Annotated in this window: 16 protein-coding genes, 2 tRNA genes, 1 pseudogene and 1 other annotated feature; of the genes and pseudogenes, 6 read left to right on the forward strand and 13 right to left on the reverse strand. The window is 38.3% G+C overall.

The genetic code is table 11. From position 1 onward, the window contains the following. Nucleotides 1–58 precede the first annotated feature (58 nt). From ICI50_RS09720 to ICI50_RS09730, 3 genes are all read right to left on the reverse strand, one after another. Nucleotides 59–703, reverse strand: a complete 645-nt coding sequence (locus ICI50_RS09720) for a hypothetical protein (protein ID WP_013854873.1) — start codon at nt 701–703, stop codon at nt 59–61. Between the two features lie 109 nt (nt 704–812). Beyond that, on the reverse strand, nt 813–1343 hold the full coding sequence (locus ICI50_RS09725; RefSeq protein WP_013854874.1) for a hypothetical protein: 531 nt from the start codon (nt 1341–1343) through the stop codon (nt 813–815). A gap of 87 nt (nt 1344–1430) precedes the next feature. Further along, nucleotides 1431–1760: a hypothetical protein gene (locus ICI50_RS09730; protein WP_143445831.1), complete on the reverse strand. Its 330-nt coding sequence runs from the start codon at nt 1758–1760 to the stop codon at nt 1431–1433. A 130-nt stretch (nt 1761–1890) separates the two neighbouring features. On the opposite strand from ICI50_RS09730, the pseudogene ICI50_RS09735 reads away from it, so the two are divergent. Then, nucleotides 1891–2922: pseudogene (locus ICI50_RS09735) on the forward strand (YdcF family protein). A 73-nt stretch (nt 2923–2995) separates the two neighbouring features. On the opposite strand, the gene ICI50_RS09740 reads toward ICI50_RS09735, so the two are convergent. The 6 genes from ICI50_RS09740 to ICI50_RS09765 form a co-directional block, all read right to left on the reverse strand. After that, on the reverse strand, nt 2996–3475 hold the full coding sequence (locus ICI50_RS09740; RefSeq protein WP_013854877.1) for a hypothetical protein: 480 nt from the start codon (nt 3473–3475) through the stop codon (nt 2996–2998). 92 nt (nt 3476–3567) lie between these two features. Continuing rightward, a complete protein-coding gene (locus ICI50_RS09745) occupies nt 3568–3927 on the reverse strand; it encodes a hypothetical protein (RefSeq protein WP_013854878.1) in 360 nt (119 codons plus the stop codon). Nucleotides 3928–3999: 72 nt separating this feature from the next. Then, the gene (locus ICI50_RS09750) at nt 4000–4341 is read right to left on the reverse strand and encodes a type II toxin-antitoxin system HicB family antitoxin (protein WP_013854879.1); all 342 of its coding nucleotides are present in this window, start codon (nt 4339–4341) and stop codon (nt 4000–4002) included. Beyond that, nucleotides 4328–4588, reverse strand: coding sequence for a type II toxin-antitoxin system HicA family toxin (locus tag ICI50_RS09755; protein ID WP_013854880.1), 261 nt, complete (start codon nt 4586–4588; stop codon nt 4328–4330). The genes ICI50_RS09750 and ICI50_RS09755 overlap by 14 nt, the downstream gene beginning before the upstream one ends. A 128-nt stretch (nt 4589–4716) precedes the next feature. Then, entirely contained in the window at nt 4717–6015 is a 1299-nt protein-coding gene (gene purB, locus ICI50_RS09760) for an adenylosuccinate lyase (RefSeq protein ID WP_095342143.1), read from the reverse strand. A 3-nt stretch (nt 6016–6018) separates the two neighbouring features. Continuing rightward, nucleotides 6019–7308 (reverse strand): adenylosuccinate synthase, encoded by a 1290-nt coding sequence (locus ICI50_RS09765; RefSeq protein ID WP_095342142.1) that lies wholly within the window; start codon nt 7306–7308, stop codon nt 6019–6021. A 198-nt stretch (nt 7309–7506) separates the two neighbouring features. Between ICI50_RS09765 and ICI50_RS09770 the strand changes: the two genes are divergently transcribed. The 4 genes from ICI50_RS09770 to ICI50_RS09785 all read left to right on the forward strand — a co-directional run bounded on the left by ICI50_RS09770 (nt 7507) and on the right by ICI50_RS09785 (nt 9511). Next, nucleotides 7507–8499 carry a GMP reductase gene (locus tag ICI50_RS09770; RefSeq protein WP_013854883.1) on the forward strand — a complete coding sequence of 331 codons (993 nt, stop codon included), beginning with the start codon at nt 7507–7509 and terminating at the stop codon, nt 8497–8499. A gap of 362 nt (nt 8500–8861) precedes the next feature. Continuing rightward, complete coding sequence (locus tag ICI50_RS09775) at nt 8862–9215, forward strand: hypothetical protein (protein ID WP_013855023.1); 354 nt, start codon at nt 8862–8864, stop codon at nt 9213–9215. Nucleotides 9216–9355: 140 nt separating this feature from the next. Further along, nucleotides 9356–9429 (forward strand) — tRNA-Arg (locus tag ICI50_RS09780). An 8-nt stretch (nt 9430–9437) separates the two neighbouring features. Then, nucleotides 9438–9511, forward strand: a tRNA-Pro gene (locus ICI50_RS09785). Nucleotides 9512–9611: 100 nt separating this feature from the next. Here ICI50_RS09785 and ICI50_RS09790 read toward each other — a convergent pair. Then, complete coding sequence (locus ICI50_RS09790) at nt 9612–10670, reverse strand: DUF871 domain-containing protein (protein ID WP_013855065.1); 1059 nt, start codon at nt 10668–10670, stop codon at nt 9612–9614. Between the two features lie 122 nt (nt 10671–10792). Beyond that, nucleotides 10793–11038 (forward strand) — a binding site (T-box leader). 71 nt (nt 11039–11109) lie between these two features. On the opposite strand from ICI50_RS09790, the gene asnA reads away from it, so the two are divergent. Beyond that, nucleotides 11110–12123: an aspartate--ammonia ligase gene (asnA, locus tag ICI50_RS09795; RefSeq protein WP_013855064.1), complete on the forward strand. Its 1014-nt coding sequence runs from the start codon at nt 11110–11112 to the stop codon at nt 12121–12123. Nucleotides 12124–12167: 44 nt separating this feature from the next. On the opposite strand, the gene ICI50_RS09800 is transcribed toward asnA, so the two are convergent. The 3 genes from ICI50_RS09800 to ICI50_RS09810 all read right to left on the reverse strand — a co-directional run bounded on the left by ICI50_RS09800 (nt 12168) and on the right by ICI50_RS09810 (nt 14828). Next, the gene (locus ICI50_RS09800; protein WP_095342233.1) at nt 12168–13562 is read right to left on the reverse strand and encodes an APC family permease; all 1395 of its coding nucleotides are present in this window, start codon (nt 13560–13562) and stop codon (nt 12168–12170) included. 16 nt (nt 13563–13578) lie between these two features. Further along, complete coding sequence (locus ICI50_RS09805) at nt 13579–14307, reverse strand: gamma-glutamyl-gamma-aminobutyrate hydrolase family protein (RefSeq protein ID WP_054640435.1); 729 nt, start codon at nt 14305–14307, stop codon at nt 13579–13581. Nucleotides 14308–14456: 149 nt separating this feature from the next. Beyond that, nucleotides 14457–14828 (reverse strand): PTS glucitol/sorbitol transporter subunit IIA, encoded by a 372-nt coding sequence (locus ICI50_RS09810; RefSeq protein WP_013855061.1) that lies wholly within the window; start codon nt 14826–14828, stop codon nt 14457–14459. Between the last annotated feature and the right edge of the window lie 12 nt (nt 14829–14840).

Consider the following 14840-nt stretch of genomic DNA (forward strand, 5'->3'; position numbering starts at 1 on the left):
TATCATAACAAAAACAGACTAATTTTACCTAGTCTGCTTGGAAGTTTATGTAATGTTTTTACAGCTGATTCAAACGATAAAGGACATAGCCAGCCACGCTAACCAAAATACCACAAAGATAAATCCACCAATAGGTTGGCAAAAATGCAATTAATAATAAGGATAAAAATAATGAAGCTAAACTGGAATCACGTTCTAAGCGCTTTTTACCAAAAAGCAAGCCGAACATGATGCCGGACATTGTCAATAAATAAAAAACATCCCCATAAGAAACCACATCTTGGATAATGCCAGCAGCTCCACTAGCCGGCTTCAGTGCAATTAAGGCAAAGACCTGTTCACAGGAAAAAGCAGCAATTAAAAATGATAATACTATTGCAATGAAGCTAACGGTACGAAAAATTGACTTTTGTTTTTGAATTGGGGTTTCTTCCATAAAGGTTTTCAAAAAGAAAGCATGATCTTTTTGATTAGTAATTGCCTTGCCAGTTCTGCGATCATGCCGATCAATTAACCAGCCCAGTGCAAAGAAGACAAACAACACAACGAACTGAATGACTACCAAACGAAAGAAAATAGCAATATCATAAATGACTGCCAAAAACAATATCAGTGCATAAAGCAATTCGGCATAAATAATAAATCTGGTACGCCGCTTATTTTTGAAGACTTTTTGAAAAGTTTTACTATTCGGATCGATCATTTTCTCATCCCTTACACTTTTGCTCTGTAAGATAGCCAGATCCCAGCAATCGCAGTCAGGCCAGCTATAACAATTGCCACTAGCATTTTTTGCTGAAATACAGCCAGTACTAAATAGGTACAAAAGCTAACCAGCTAAGAATACGAATGGCCTTTTTACTACCTTGCAAAATACTAATAGCTAAGGCCAGCATTAAAAGTGCACAAATAAAATCTCCATATAGCCAGACGTTTTCAATTAAACTTGCCATTGATCCCTTCAAAGTCTTGCGAAATAGATCGGCAAACAACTCACGTGTAAAAGCGCCTGCAATTCCGACACTTGCAATGAAAAGAATCATTTCAAAGAAGCGTAAAACAAACATTTTCGTTATCCTAATACTAGTGACGCTTTCCCAGAAGGTATCCCGTTTACGATATCTAAAGATTGGATCACCCCTATCAAAGATCCAACCAATTACTAGATAAGCAAAAATAGCAATACCCTGGAACACAATTAAATGCATAAACAAAGAAAAGTTATACAGTAAGGTAATTAATAAAATAAACACATAAACTAATTCTGCATATAGAATATACTTTCTGTATTTTCTCATATGCATCCAATGCGTTAACTCTTTTTTATTCATATGTCCATCCATTATTCTCACCTGCTTCTCATTTTTAATTATTTCTTAAGTGATTATACAATATCCTTTTGAGAGATTCAAATGAAAAATAAACCAGTATTATTCTTTGGGATAAAACAAAAATTTAGCAAGTGCAAACAAGGCGGAAGCGATGATCAGCCCAGCAATAACTTGAATAAGCTGCCAAACTATTTCTGCACTAAAGCCTGGAACTAAACTTATATAGCCAGTTATACCAACTAAGGCAGAAACAACTGCAACAGTAATAACTACATATTTGTGGATCTTACTCTCAAAGCCAAGCAGAAAAAACATTACAACATACATAATGAAAGTAATATTGCCTGCAATGATTGTAATTTTCGATGCAGCATTACCCATACCAGCAATGCTGGCTATTAAGGTTCCAACTACTGAAATTGTAATCATCACATACACAAAATAATCAACTAAGAACCAAAAAGATACGTGCCTGTTTGCTTTTTCGTGGATTCATATTTTGCCTCAACTTTCTTAGCCTGTATAATTAGTTTAAGAATATACTACTTAGGAGCAAATTATGCCATACTCAATTATCTTTTCATTTTTATTTTTTCTAGTTTGCCTTGGAATTTTCATTTGGATCTTAACGCACGAACGGCGATCTTTGCGAGCTGGAGTCAGTCTAGTTATTACCCTATTTTCATTCGCCTTCTTTGACGCAGTCGTTCTGGTTAACGTTGCTGATCTTGATCCTCATTATAAAGACTGGGTTCTGCCATTATTTGTAATAGTTTTCGCGCTGATTGCAGTCGGAACAGTCATTTTTATTATCACTTTAATTGTGATGTTTTTATATGATGGGATTAAAATCATTCTTAAGGAAGGCAACCGCTTAACTAATTACCTATCATTATGTATGGGACTAGCCATTATTTTCTTCTTATTCATCTATCCTATAATTGGTCACGCCACTAAGAACCCGTGGCTAACTTATCCCTACGTCTTCTTATGGTTAGTTATCATCTATTTAGTCGTTATCATGATGATGTACACTTTAACCTCCTAGATCAATTTGATTAACTGGCGCGTACCTCATTTGGATTACATTGTTGTTCTAGGCGCTGGCATTATGGGGAAAAAGGTTACTCCATTACTCGCTGCTCGTATTTCCCGGGGAATAGAAATATACCAAGAGAATCCCGGTTCTAAATTAATCATGTCGGGTGGCCGTGGTCCCGGTGAGGATATCCCCGAAGCCGAGGCAATGGCTGCTTATGCGGAAAAATTAGGCATCCCTAAAGCCGACATCATTATCGAAAATAAATCTAGAACAACTAAAGAAAATCTACAATTTTCACATAAATTAATGGCTCCTAATAGCAAATTCTGCCTGGTTACAAGTTCATATCACGTTTATCGCGCATTAGTTTTAGCTAAGCATCAAGGCTTAAAATGCATTGGCTACGGTGCTAAAACTAAATGGTACTTCACCTTAAACGCATTTGTGCGTGAATTCATTGCCTACCTCGTAATTACCAAGAGAATGCAAATGACTGTCATCGGCTTCTTTGCCTTGATGACGATCATTGCAGCGGCTTTTCACTTTTAGAGTCTGGCTATAATTTTTTGAAGAATAGACTAAGTAAAAAGAATCGGACAAAATCCGATTCTTTTTATTGTACCTAATTTTCAACATCTAAATTAAGGAAAATCACATTTGGTGCTGCAGAAGTCTGCTTCGTCTTTTTGTTATACTTGCCACCATAATATTCATAGCGCGCTTTTCCCTTATCCAAAGGATCTGTATGACAAAGAAAAGCTACATACGTTGCCTTAAATTCCTCTTCCGGGCAACCTAATCCACCAAAAATGATTTCTTCCTGATAGCCATTGGCCACCTCCAAGATGTTCTCTCCTGGTTCTTGAGATCCCACTTGAATAATCAAGCCATATTTGTTGCGCGCTTTATCTCGCGCAACCACATGCACGATTGCTTTTTCTTCTATCACATTTCTGTTTGGATCATCAAGTGCATTGGCTTCCTGAATATCAAGGTTAGGCAGAACTCTTTGCACCGTTGACAGCAAATGCTCATTATGCTTCTTCATAATGGCTACAGCCATATGATCTGCCATTACTGCTGAAAATTCATCTTCTAACATCTAAAAATCCTCATTTCAAAAAATTAGAGCTTTTATCCCTCTATTATTTATTACGCAAAAAAAGCGCAAAATTTTTTGAAAATTGAATTTTTTTAAATTTCTTTTCTAAAGAATGGGCTGAGTAAGGCTACAAGTAAGCCGTAAATGAAGTACCAGCGGTAAATATCAGCCAAGTCTTGATTTTTTACCCATAAAATTAAGGCAATTACTGTCAATAGAGCACCTAAAAAGATAGTTGAACCCATATTTTTATCAGTGTAAAAACTAACACCAGCGCCTAACGCAATTAAGGCAATCAAGCTAAAGATGACAATAATGGCTGGACCTTTGGTTTGCACATCAACATCAAGTAGTGTAGCATCACTGAATAATTGCCAAACCATGAAACCTGCTAAGGCAATACCTGCAAGCAAAATAATTAGTCTGACGATAAATGAAGTGAATTTTTTCATAATTTCTTCCTCTCGTATTATGTTCTCATTGTACCAAAAAAGCGCTTGGATATTTACAAACGCTTTTCAATATTAAGCTAGCAATTTCTTGATAGCTTCTTCTACACTTGCATTCAAAGACTGATGCTTAGCTGCAGCATAATTAGCCAATTTTTCATGCAATGCGGGATCAATACGTACATTGAAATTGCCCTTGAAAGGTTTTTCTGGTGCGATGCCATCTTCTTTACAGCTTTCTAGGTAATCATCAACCGCACCTTGAAAGTCTTTTTCTAACTCATCTATTGTATTACCTTCGTAAGAAATAAGACTTTTAATTCCTTGAACTTTACCAAATAGAATCTTATCTTCTAAAGTATACTCAATAGAGCCTTCATAGCCCTTATATTTCATATATTGATTAGTCTTTTTCATTTTCGTTCATCCCTTTAATTTTATCTTGGATCTGCTTAATTTGATAAGGTAACAATTCTTTTCTAGGATGTGGTTTATGAAGAATGATACGATCACTACCTTTCTTGAAGACAATCCTAGATCCGCTAGTTTTTCCTTTATTATCAAGTTGATAATTTAGTTCTTGCAGTAGAGTCTTGGCATCTTTAAAATCAAATGTTTTTGGATGACTGTATAACTTTAATAATAATTTTTCTAGTTTACTCACGTTATCCTCACTTAAGTATATATTATAGTGTTTAAATTGTAACTAAATTTGCAACTAAAAATTATACCCTATTTCTGAAAATCAATCTACCAAAAAAGCGCTTGGATATTTCCAAACGCTTCTTTATTCTAATCATCTAAACCTAACTTCTTAAAGATATCATCTACATGACGCAAGTGATAATGATAATCAAACGCATCATCAATATCTTCCTTAGATAGATAGTTCATGATTTCACTGTTTTCAACTAGAGGTTTAAATTGCTTTTGCTCGTTCCATGACTTAGCCGTTAACTTCTGTACCATGTCATAAGCCTTTTCTCGTGATAAGCCTGCTTCATCAATCAGCTTAAGCAGCACACGTTGTGAGTAGATCAAACCATAAGTACGATTCATGTTCTTGAGCATCGTTTCAGGGAAGACGTCCAAGTTCGTTAAAATTCGATTGAAACGGTGCAACATATAGTCCACGCCAATCGTAGTATCCGGCAAAATTACTCGTTCAGCACTAGAGTGTGAAATGTCGCGTTCATGCCATAACGCAACGTCTTCATATGCCGTAACGATATGACCACGCATCACGCGTGCCATCCCGCAAAGGTTTTCAGAGCCAATCGGATTACGCTTATGCGGCATTGCAGATGAACCCTTTTGACCAGCACGGAAATGCTCTTCAACTTCATGAATCTCGCTACGTTGCAGACCACGAATTTCAGTAGCCCAATTTTCAATGCTAGTAGCAATTAAAGCCAGCATAGCAATATATTCAGCGTGCAAGTCACGTGGCAAAACCTGACTGGTAATTGGTTGTTGCGTCAAGCCAAGCTGCGTCATCACGCTAGTTTCAATTTCAGGTGGCACATTGGCAAAGGTACCAACGGCACCAGAGATTTTACCCGATTCTACACCCTTAGCAGCATGTTCAAAACGGTCGATGTCGCGGTTAATTTCGGCATACCAACGAGCTAATTTCAAACCAAAGGTAGTTGGTTCAGCTTGCACACCGTGCGTACGACCCATTTCTACCGTGTACTTGTACTTCTTAGCCTTCTCTGCAATCGTCTTTTTCAATTCATGCAGATCTTGTCTGATGATTTTATCAGCTTGCTTAAGTAAAAGTCCTTGTGCTGTATCAACCACGTCAGTTGAAGTTAAACCAAAGTGCACCCACTTCTTTTCAGGCCCAAGGCTTTCAGATACCGTTCTGGTAAAAGCAACGACATCATGGTGGGTTATTTGTTCTAATTCCGCAACTCGTTCAGCAGTAAAAGAAGCATTCTTAGCAATCTTTTCTGCGTCAGCTTCTGGAACTTCGCCTTGTTCAGCCCAGGCTTTAGTTGCCGCAATTTCTACTTCTAACCAAGCAGCATACTTGTTTTCATCAGTCCAAATTTTACCCATTTCTGGGCGAGTATAACGTTCAAGCATAAATTACATTTCCCATGGATTCTTCAATACAATAGTTTGTTCACGGTCAGGACCAACTGAAACAGTTACCAGTGGCACACCAACCAATTCTGAAACGCGGTTCAAGAACTTCTTAGCATTTTCTGGAAGTGCATCCCAAGTCTTAACGCCGGTAATGTCTTCTTCCCAAGCTGGAAGTTCTTCATAAACAGGCTTGCATCTGTACAATTCCTTCAAACTTGCTGGGTAGTAGTCAATCTTCTTGCCATCAAGTTCATAAGCAGTACAAATCTTGATCTTGTCAAAACCGGAGAAGACGTCAAGCAAGTTAAGGCTTAAGCCGTTAATGCCTGAAACACGCTTAGCATGACGCAAAGCAACTGAGTCAAACCAACCAACACGACGTGGACGGCCAGTAACAGTTCCATATTCATGAGCAGTGTCACGAATGCGGTCACCAACTTCGTCAAGAAGTTCAGTTGGGAATGGACCTTCACCAACACGAGTAGTGTAAGCCTTGCAGACGCCAATTACAGTATTCAAGCGGTTAGCACCCATACCGATACCGGAACAAATTCCCCCGGAAATAGTGTTAGATGAAGTTACATATGGGTAAGTCCCTTCATCAATATCAAGCATGGTACCTTGAGCACCTTCAAAGAGGACCTTTTCACCGTTATCAAGTGCGTCGTTAACCAATACTGAAGTATCAGTCACGTACTTCTTCATCTTTTGACCATATTCATAGTATTTGTCAAAAATATCTTCAAACTTAAGAGCAGGCTTACCATAAACCTTAGTGAATAATTCATTCTTCATCTTTAAGTTAAGACGTAGCTTTTCTTCAAAAGTATCTTTTTCAAGTAAATCACAAACGCGAATACCATTTCTTGAAGCCTTGTCCATGTAGGTTGGTCCAATACCATTCTTGGTAGTACCGATCTTCTTGTCGCCCTTAGCTTCTTCTTGGTATTCATCTTGCTTAACGTCGTAAGGCATAATAATGTTAGCACGGTTAGAAATTCTTAACTTGCTGGTATCAATACCATTCTTTTCCAAGTTATCAAGTTCGCCAAACATTACTTCTGGGTTGATTACTACGCCGTTACCAATTACGGCACCCTTGGAGGCAGCGAAAATACCAGATGGAATTAAACGCATCTTAAATTCCTTACCATCAATATCAATGGTGTGGCCTGCGTTGTTACCACCATTTGAACGAACTGCCATCGTGGCTTCCTTACTTAAGAAGTCAGTAATCTTACCTTTACCTTCATCGCCCCATTGGCTACCTACAACTGCAACTGCTGTCATTTGAAATTCACCTCATAAAAAATCTCTATAAATATTACGTATGCTAGTCTAGCAATTTAATAATTATTAGTCAATGCAAAATCCGAATTATTTCATTTTTATTTTCTTGCATAGTTCGATTTCTATATTGACAAACCAATTTATATCTCATATAGTAGGTCTCAGTTCGAATAATATGTTAACAAGGAGTTAATTAAAGTGAGCAATTATTTCAGTATGGAAGCCTTCGACTACGACAACATTCAACTTGTCCCTAATAAGGGAATTATCAAAAGTCGCCGTGACGCCGACACTAGCGTTAAGTTTGGGAAGCGAACGTTTAAAATTCCCGTTGTTCCCGCTAATATGGAAAGCGTAATTGATGATGGTTTAGCGGTTTGGCTGGCAGAAAATGGTTACTACTATGTTATGCACCGTTTTGAACCGGAGAAACGCATTCCTTTTATTAAGATGATGCATGAAAAAGGCCTATTTGCTTCAATCTCAGTCGGGATCAAAGACAGCGAATATGACTTCATCGATGAACTGGTTAAGCAAAACTTAAAGCCAGAATACATCACCATTGATGTAGCTCACGGTCATTCAATTTATGTCATCAAAATGATCAAATATATTAAGGAAAAATTGCCAGAATCATTTTTAACTGCTGGTAATATCGCTACGCCAGAAGCTGTTCGTGAATTAGAAAACGCAGGTGCCGATGCTACTAAAGTTGGTGTTGGACCTGGTCGAGCATGTATTACTAAGCTGAAGACTGGCTTTGGTACTGGTGGTTGGCAATTAGCGGCTTTGCGGATGTGCAGTAAAGCTGCATCCAAACCATTAATCGCAGATGGTGGTATTCGCCATAATGGTGACATTGCTAAGTCTGTTCGCTTTGGCGCCACCATGGTCATGATCGGCTCTATGCTCGCAGGACACGAAGAATCTCCTGGTCATATTATTAAAATTGATGGTAAAGACTACAAGCAATATTGGGGCTCTGCTTCTGAGGTTCAAAAAGGCGCCTACCGTAATGTAGAAGGCAAGCAAATGCTGGTCCCTTACCGTGGTTCAATCAAGGACACTTTGCGTGAAATGCAGGAAGATTTGCAATCTTCTATCTCCTATGCTGGCGGTCGTGATTTGAATTCTATTAAGCTAGTCGACTATGTAATCGTCAAAGACAATATCTTCGATGGAGATAGATAAGGCAAAACTAATCCAATATATTGCATTTCAATTATTTTCTTATTAAGAAATCAAAGATAATATAGTTTTATCCCCGTTTTTTCGATAAAATGGTAAAGGCCTAGTTACTGTAGGGTAGTCAGTAGCTGGGCCTTTTTGGTTTAAATTACAAAGTTTTTGTTTTCCATTTTTTAAATAATTTTTGCTTAAAAATCGTCATACTTGTTATCATAGCAAAGCTTTGAGCCATTTGAATTCTTTTTAAAAAAGTTTCAATTTTTCCTTGCAATTAATAACAGATGTTATACAATAAAGATGTAAGGAATGAGGGAACAAAAAGTTCCAATCAATTAAAGCGATATAGAAAAAACGAGGTATTCATTATGTTTGATTCAAAGAAATTAGTTAAAGTTGTTTCAGTTGCAGTTGCTTCAATGAGTTTGTTAGGTGTCAGCTCAGTTGCTCAAGCTGCCAGTTTCAATGCTCCAAAGCTTGGTGTTTCAGAAGTTGCTCCTACTAACCCTTCAATCAAAAAGGGCGACAAGATCTTTGTTACTGTTAAGGACACTAAGAACCAAAAAGTTAGCGTTTTAAACGCTAACGGCAAGAAGACCAACAAGAAAGTTTCAATGGGTTCAACCTTCACTGCTAAGGCAGTTAAGAAGACCAACGGCAAGAAGATCGTTAAGATCAACAAGAGCCAATGGTTGAACGTTAAAGACGTTGTCAAGGACTAATTCTTCTAGATCAATTTAAATTCAATTAACAATTCTTACATAATGAATATCATGAAGAAAGCGAGCTTAATGCTCGTCTTTTTTCTAAAAAATAATTGGGCATCACACGCTTTTGTGCTATACTAATTGAGTTGATAGATGCGCCCTTAGCGCAACTGGATAGAGTGTCTGACTACGAATCAGAAGGTTGAAGGTTCAAATCCTTCAGGGCGCACTTAAAAACGGGAAATGGCTCAGTTTGGTAGAGCACCTGGTTTGGGACCAGGGGGTCGCAGGTTCGAATCCTGTTTTCCCGATAATATATTTAAGCGATGGGTTTTAATTCCATCGCTTTTTTTGATATTTTCAACATAAAAAATACGAACTATTCCCTAGGAAATAGTTCGCGTCTTATTTCTACTTTTCTTTATTTGCTTTTCGAAAAATTACCCGTGTACTAGAGCCAATATGGTCTAATAAAGCTAAGTCATAATCTTTCACTTGTCCCAGTACATTAACTTTTTTATCACAAGGCAAATCACGCTTGGTAATTTCAATTTCACCTTCGTAGCGTTGATATAGACTATTATCAATCGTTACGCTGCCTTTAGGTCGAGCATAAATATTGTCCTGTGGTTCTGTAGATAGTACATGCTTCTTCCTGCTCTCCTGCAGTCTAACGACATCCCGGGCCACATCTGGTCTATTATGCCACTCATTTTCAAATAACTCAAGAATCTCAGTATCAAGATGCAGAGTAATGGCATCTTCCTTTTCATAATCTGTGATCGTCTCAATCGCATCCCGCGTTAATTGTGGATCACCGATAAAAACATGATCACAATCGTACTGTTGCAGCTCTAATATAGCAGCTAGTGGATTCTCATATCTCTGTTTTTCTAAAGTAGGCAGTCCAGCAAAAAGCGGACCACGCAATTTGCCATTCCCCGCAACAAAAGCGGCAGTCTTTAAGTCATATTGATGCAGCCACTTGTTACGCTTCTGCATCCAAGAAGCATCCAATCCAGTCTCGGGCCGCGGATAAAAATTATGCCCTGCCGTTAATCTATCAAAATTTGCATTGCTGTACTTTAGATTGTCAATATCCTCTTGTGTGATCGTGCTAGCATTAAGCACAATTGGCATTTCCTTAGAGAGCTTAGCGATCATCTCGATTGAAAAACCATCATCAACCCTCAAGCCAGTCAAATTCAGACTCTTGATCTGCTCCACGCTATTGACATTAATATCTAGTTTCTGCAGAATCTCTTCTGAGACATCTGCTCCAATTTTTAAATCTAACTTTTGACACCAATCAGTCAAGTTACTTAGCCGCTTCAAGATTGTTTCTCTATCTGTATCAGGTGCCTCAAGCTGCGTAAAGACGCACGCGAATCCACTATTTCGCATCGTCAGCAAATAATTATAATCTTCAGACGTTAATTCATGTCCGAGATAAACTGAAAATCCTAACATTTTTATCCTCTAAAATAGTTTAATTTCATTTATATCTATAACTAAAACGCTTTTCCATTTATCATAGCACAAATTTTTCTTGCTTTTTTGCGTAAAATAATGTTAAATACATATAAACAAATTAAAAAGCAATGAAAAAGACGAGTAAATAACCTATTTCTTTTCAGTGAATTAGCGTTAGTGCGAAGCTAATAGACCCTGGGTTATTGAACAACACTTTTAGCAGCTCACCGAACTAACAATTCTTATAGTAGGTTGAGACGTCTCCGGTACGTTACCACGCCGGTGGAGCATGATAGTGCTTCATGAGTAGGTCTAGATCTAGACAATATGGGTGGTACCGCGGAAAAGAGCCTTTCGTCCCTGGCAATTCAGGGAGTGAAGGGCTTTTTCTTTACTCTCAACTAAAAAAGAAATTATTTTTAGAAAGAAGATTATTATGGAACTTATTTTACCTAAAGATTATCATCCAACTCTAACTGTCCGCGACACTGAAGCAGCTATTGTCTATATCCGCGAAACCTTTCAAGATAAGCTGGCTTCTATTCTAGGCGTGCAAAGAATGTCTGCTCCAATGTTTGTCGAAAAAAGTACAGGTTTAAACGACAATTTGAATGGTGTTGAACGGCCCGTTGCCTTTGATATGAAGGCATTACCTAAGGAAGATACCATTGAGGTTGTTCACTCACTAGCTAAATGGAAACGGCTAGCATTGAAGAAATATGGTTTTGGCATGCACGAAGGTCTTTACACCAACATGAACGCTATCCGCCGCGACGAAGATCTAGACAACTTTCACTCCATCTACGTTGACCAATGGGACTGGGAAAAGGTCATCCGTAAGGAAGAACGCAATACCGATACTTTAGAAATCACCGTTAACAAAATTTTTAAGGCAATCAAAGAAACTGAAAAGCTAGCATCCGCGCGCTATCCTGGTTCTACTTACCGTCTAGGTGATCACGTTTCATTTATTACTACCCAAGAACTTGAAGACCGCTGGCCTGATCTTTCACCAGAAGAGCGTGAAAGCAAGATTGCTGAAGAAGAAAAGGCCGTCTTCATTATGAAGATCGGCGATAAATTAAAGCGTAGCGGCAAACCACATGACGGTCGTGCTCCTGATTACGATGACTGGCAATTAAACGGTGACTTGGTCTTCTGGTATGAACCATTACACCAAAAGATCGAACTTTCTTCCATGGGTATTCGAGTTAGTGAAGAAAGCTTGCGTGAACAACTGAAAAAAGCCCACTGCGAAGAACGGGCCAAGTTGCCATTCCACCAGATGCTTTTAAAGGGCGAATTGCCATACACGATCGGTGGCGGAATTGGCCAATCACGTTTGTGTATGCTTTTACTTGGTAAAGCTCATATCGGTGAAGTCCAAGCAAGTATCTGGCCAAAAGACATGGTTGAAAAATGTGAAGCTGACGATATTAGATTACTGTAATCAAAAAAGCGTTCTGAAACTAATCAGAATGCTTTATTTTTTATCTAATTTTTTCGTTCACTTCTAGAAATCCAAGCCATAATCAGTGGCAAAATTACGAAGCCAAAGATCATCATGGTGATGGCGTACCAGTTGACGCCAATGACTTGTCCGCTTGCATTCATCACACCAAATTGTGCTTTCCAGTTATACTCAATTAGCAAGAATACAACTACAATGATTGACAAAATTGGCGCAACGACATCCGTAACGACGTTTTTATCAGCTGGCAAAACATCTTCACTAGCCTTGCCGCGATAAAACTGAATGACAGCTAATGGTACTACGATAAAACCTAAAAATCTAACCATGGCACTCAAGGTAATCAGGTTAACCATATTGTATTCAAAGGCCATCGGAATTAAAATCGCCAAAGCAACTGAGATAAAGAATGTTCTAATCGGAAAATTATTTTTGGTTCTCTTGGTCAATGCTTTTGACATCTGTCCTTCACGGGCCATTGCCTCCAAGATACGTGGCGCATTAAAGCTAGAAGCAACATTGATCCCAAACATTGAAACCAAGGCACCGACTAAAATTATATCCCGTAAAATTTCATTGTTAAAAATTGCAGCTACAGCTACAACTTGCTTAGTAGTCATCAATGCCTTAGGATTAAGCACCATGGCTACCGCTACAACGCCGATATAAATCAGTGCAATAACCAAAATAGCCAATGGAATAGCACGCGGTAAATTCTTTTCCGGATCTTCCATATCTTCAGAACCTGAAGCTACAGATTCAAAACCAGTAAAGGCATAAAACGCTGAAACGATTGCCATTACGAAAGTGGTAGTAGTCAAAGTTGGCACAATCTTTTGTCCGTTTTGGGTAATTTGATCAACTTCAGCCATATGACTTGAAGCACCAGTGGTGATCAGCAATACTACACCAGCAACGATGATTAATACCAAGGCAGCCAATTTACCGATAGTAGCCAAGTTCATCACCCACTTTAAAACGCGTTGACCAAACAAGTTAATGATCGTGATAATTGCCATCAAGACTAAGAAACCAATCGTTACACTCATCGTTTTATTAGGGTCGCCACCAAAAATAGAAATAGTCGACTTGATAACCCCAACGGCCATTACACCCCAGGCAACACTAGCTGAGAAGTAACGCAACACGCCCATGTAAAAACCAACTTTTTTACCAAAAGCTGCCTTAGAATAAGCATATGCGGCACCAGACTTAGTAACATACTTTGATGCAGCCGCAAATGAAATTGCCAAAATAGATGCAAAAATGGCTGCGATTAAGTAAACAACTAAGGCCTTGGAACCTGCTTGCTGTACAACGCTACCTGGGGTCAAGAAAATTCCTGATCCGATAATCGCATTAATTGCCAGCAAGACAATTGACCAAAAGCCTAATTTATCTCCTGTTTTCTCATTCAATATTTAAAACTCTCCCCTATTTTGCATTATTAATTACAAACTTAAATAAATTGTTCATGAAAGCTACATCAGGATTACGATGCATCATCTCTGGATGCCATTGCACGGCGATAATATCGCCTTGCTTATTTTCTAATCCTTCAACTACGCCATCAGGAGCAGTTGCCACTGCTTTTAAGTCAGGCGCGACATCCTTAATTAACTGATGATGGAAGGAATTGACTCTAAACTCAGTCTTACCTAAAATTTCAGCCAACTTGCTATCAGGCTCAACCTTCATCCCATGTGTAGGCAAACTTGGCGTATGTCCCTGCATATGCTTTAAAGTTAAGCCTTTGCGGTATGACAAATCTTGGTAAAGCGTGCCACCATGCGCAACGTTGATGATCTGCGCACCGCGACAGATACCTAGCACTGGAATCCCTTTTTCTTCGGCTAATTTAAGCAGAAGCATATCGAAGTGATCACGCTCAGGCCAAGTGGCACCGATCTTTTGCAACGGTTCTTCGCCATAAAAATGTGGATCAACATCATGACCGCCTGATAAACTCAAGCCTTGAACATGATCGATCTGCTCTTTAATAACCTCGTCATTTTCCGTAAATGGAATGATATATGGCACTCCGCCATTTTGCACTACTGAATCAACATAGTCTTCATTCACATAGCTACGATGATAGCCAGGAAAAATCCCGCCATCGTCAATAATAACGGAACCCGAAATGCCAATAATTGGTTTAGTCATTCATATTCCTCCCTCTACTTACTTTTAGTATGTAGTTACTATTATAAATAAATTAGAATGAAACGTACAATCAAAAATACTTAGAGAGATGAAAAACACCAAGATCATTTTGATCTTGATGTCATTCTTGAGTATTAATATTGGAAATATTAGTATATTTCTACTTTAGTACCTACCTTGATTGTAGGAAATTCTCCTTTTTCTACATAAAGTGAGCCTGGCATGTCCGCTGTTGTTTCTCCAGTAAATTTCACAGCAGTATGACCAAGATTTCGTAGATTACGATTTACTTCATTACCTACAGCAGTAATCTTATATTGGGTTTCACCTATTTGAAGAGTCTGTCCCACTTCTATATCTTGCTTTAAATCATTTACTTCAATGATAAAACATGAAGATCGTAAAGCATCAGGTGCTTCATTGCCAAAGAAAATCAACATGTTTATTTCTTTAAATTGTTGAGCTTCTTTACCAATATCTACAACTTCCGTCTCATAAATTTTATTTTTTAGCGCATCCATTTAAATTTCCTT

Source organism: Lactobacillus kefiranofaciens, from assembly GCF_014656585.1.
Lineage (GTDB): Bacteria > Bacillota > Bacilli > Lactobacillales > Lactobacillaceae > Lactobacillus > Lactobacillus kefiranofaciens.

Bases quoted from the DNA above. Each gene is read 5' to 3' on its own strand.
- ICI50_RS09765 (WP_095342142.1), bottom strand. From the start codon at position 7,308: ATGACAGCAGTTGCAGTTGTAGGTAGCCAATGGGGCGATGAAGGTAAA.
- purB (WP_095342143.1), bottom strand. From the start codon at position 6,015: ATGCTTGAACGTTATACTCGCCCAGAAATGGGTAAAATTTGGACTGAT.
- ICI50_RS09805 (WP_054640435.1), bottom strand. From the start codon at position 14,307: ATGACTAAACCAATTATTGGCATTTCGGGTTCCGTTATTATTGACGAT.
- asnA (WP_013855064.1), top strand. From the start codon at position 11,110: ATGGAACTTATTTTACCTAAAGATTATCATCCAACTCTAACTGTCCGC.
- ICI50_RS09790 (WP_013855065.1), bottom strand. From the start codon at position 10,670: ATGTTAGGATTTTCAGTTTATCTCGGACATGAATTAACGTCTGAAGAT.
- ICI50_RS09775 (WP_013855023.1), top strand. From the start codon at position 8,862: ATGTTTGATTCAAAGAAATTAGTTAAAGTTGTTTCAGTTGCAGTTGCT.
- ICI50_RS09720 (WP_013854873.1), bottom strand. From the start codon at position 703: ATGATCGATCCGAATAGTAAAACTTTTCAAAAAGTCTTCAAAAATAAG.
- ICI50_RS09730 (WP_143445831.1), bottom strand. From the start codon at position 1,760: ATGATTACAATTTCAGTAGTTGGAACCTTAATAGCCAGCATTGCTGGT.
- ICI50_RS09750 (WP_013854879.1), bottom strand. From the start codon at position 4,341: ATGAAAAAGACTAATCAATATATGAAATATAAGGGCTATGAAGGCTCT.
- ICI50_RS09745 (WP_013854878.1), bottom strand. From the start codon at position 3,927: ATGAAAAAATTCACTTCATTTATCGTCAGACTAATTATTTTGCTTGCA.
- ICI50_RS09810 (WP_013855061.1), bottom strand. From the start codon at position 14,828: ATGGATGCGCTAAAAAATAAAATTTATGAGACGGAAGTTGTAGATATT.
- ICI50_RS09740 (WP_013854877.1), bottom strand. From the start codon at position 3,475: ATGTTAGAAGATGAATTTTCAGCAGTAATGGCAGATCATATGGCTGTA.
- ICI50_RS09725 (WP_013854874.1), bottom strand. From the start codon at position 1,343: ATGGATGGACATATGAATAAAAAAGAGTTAACGCATTGGATGCATATG.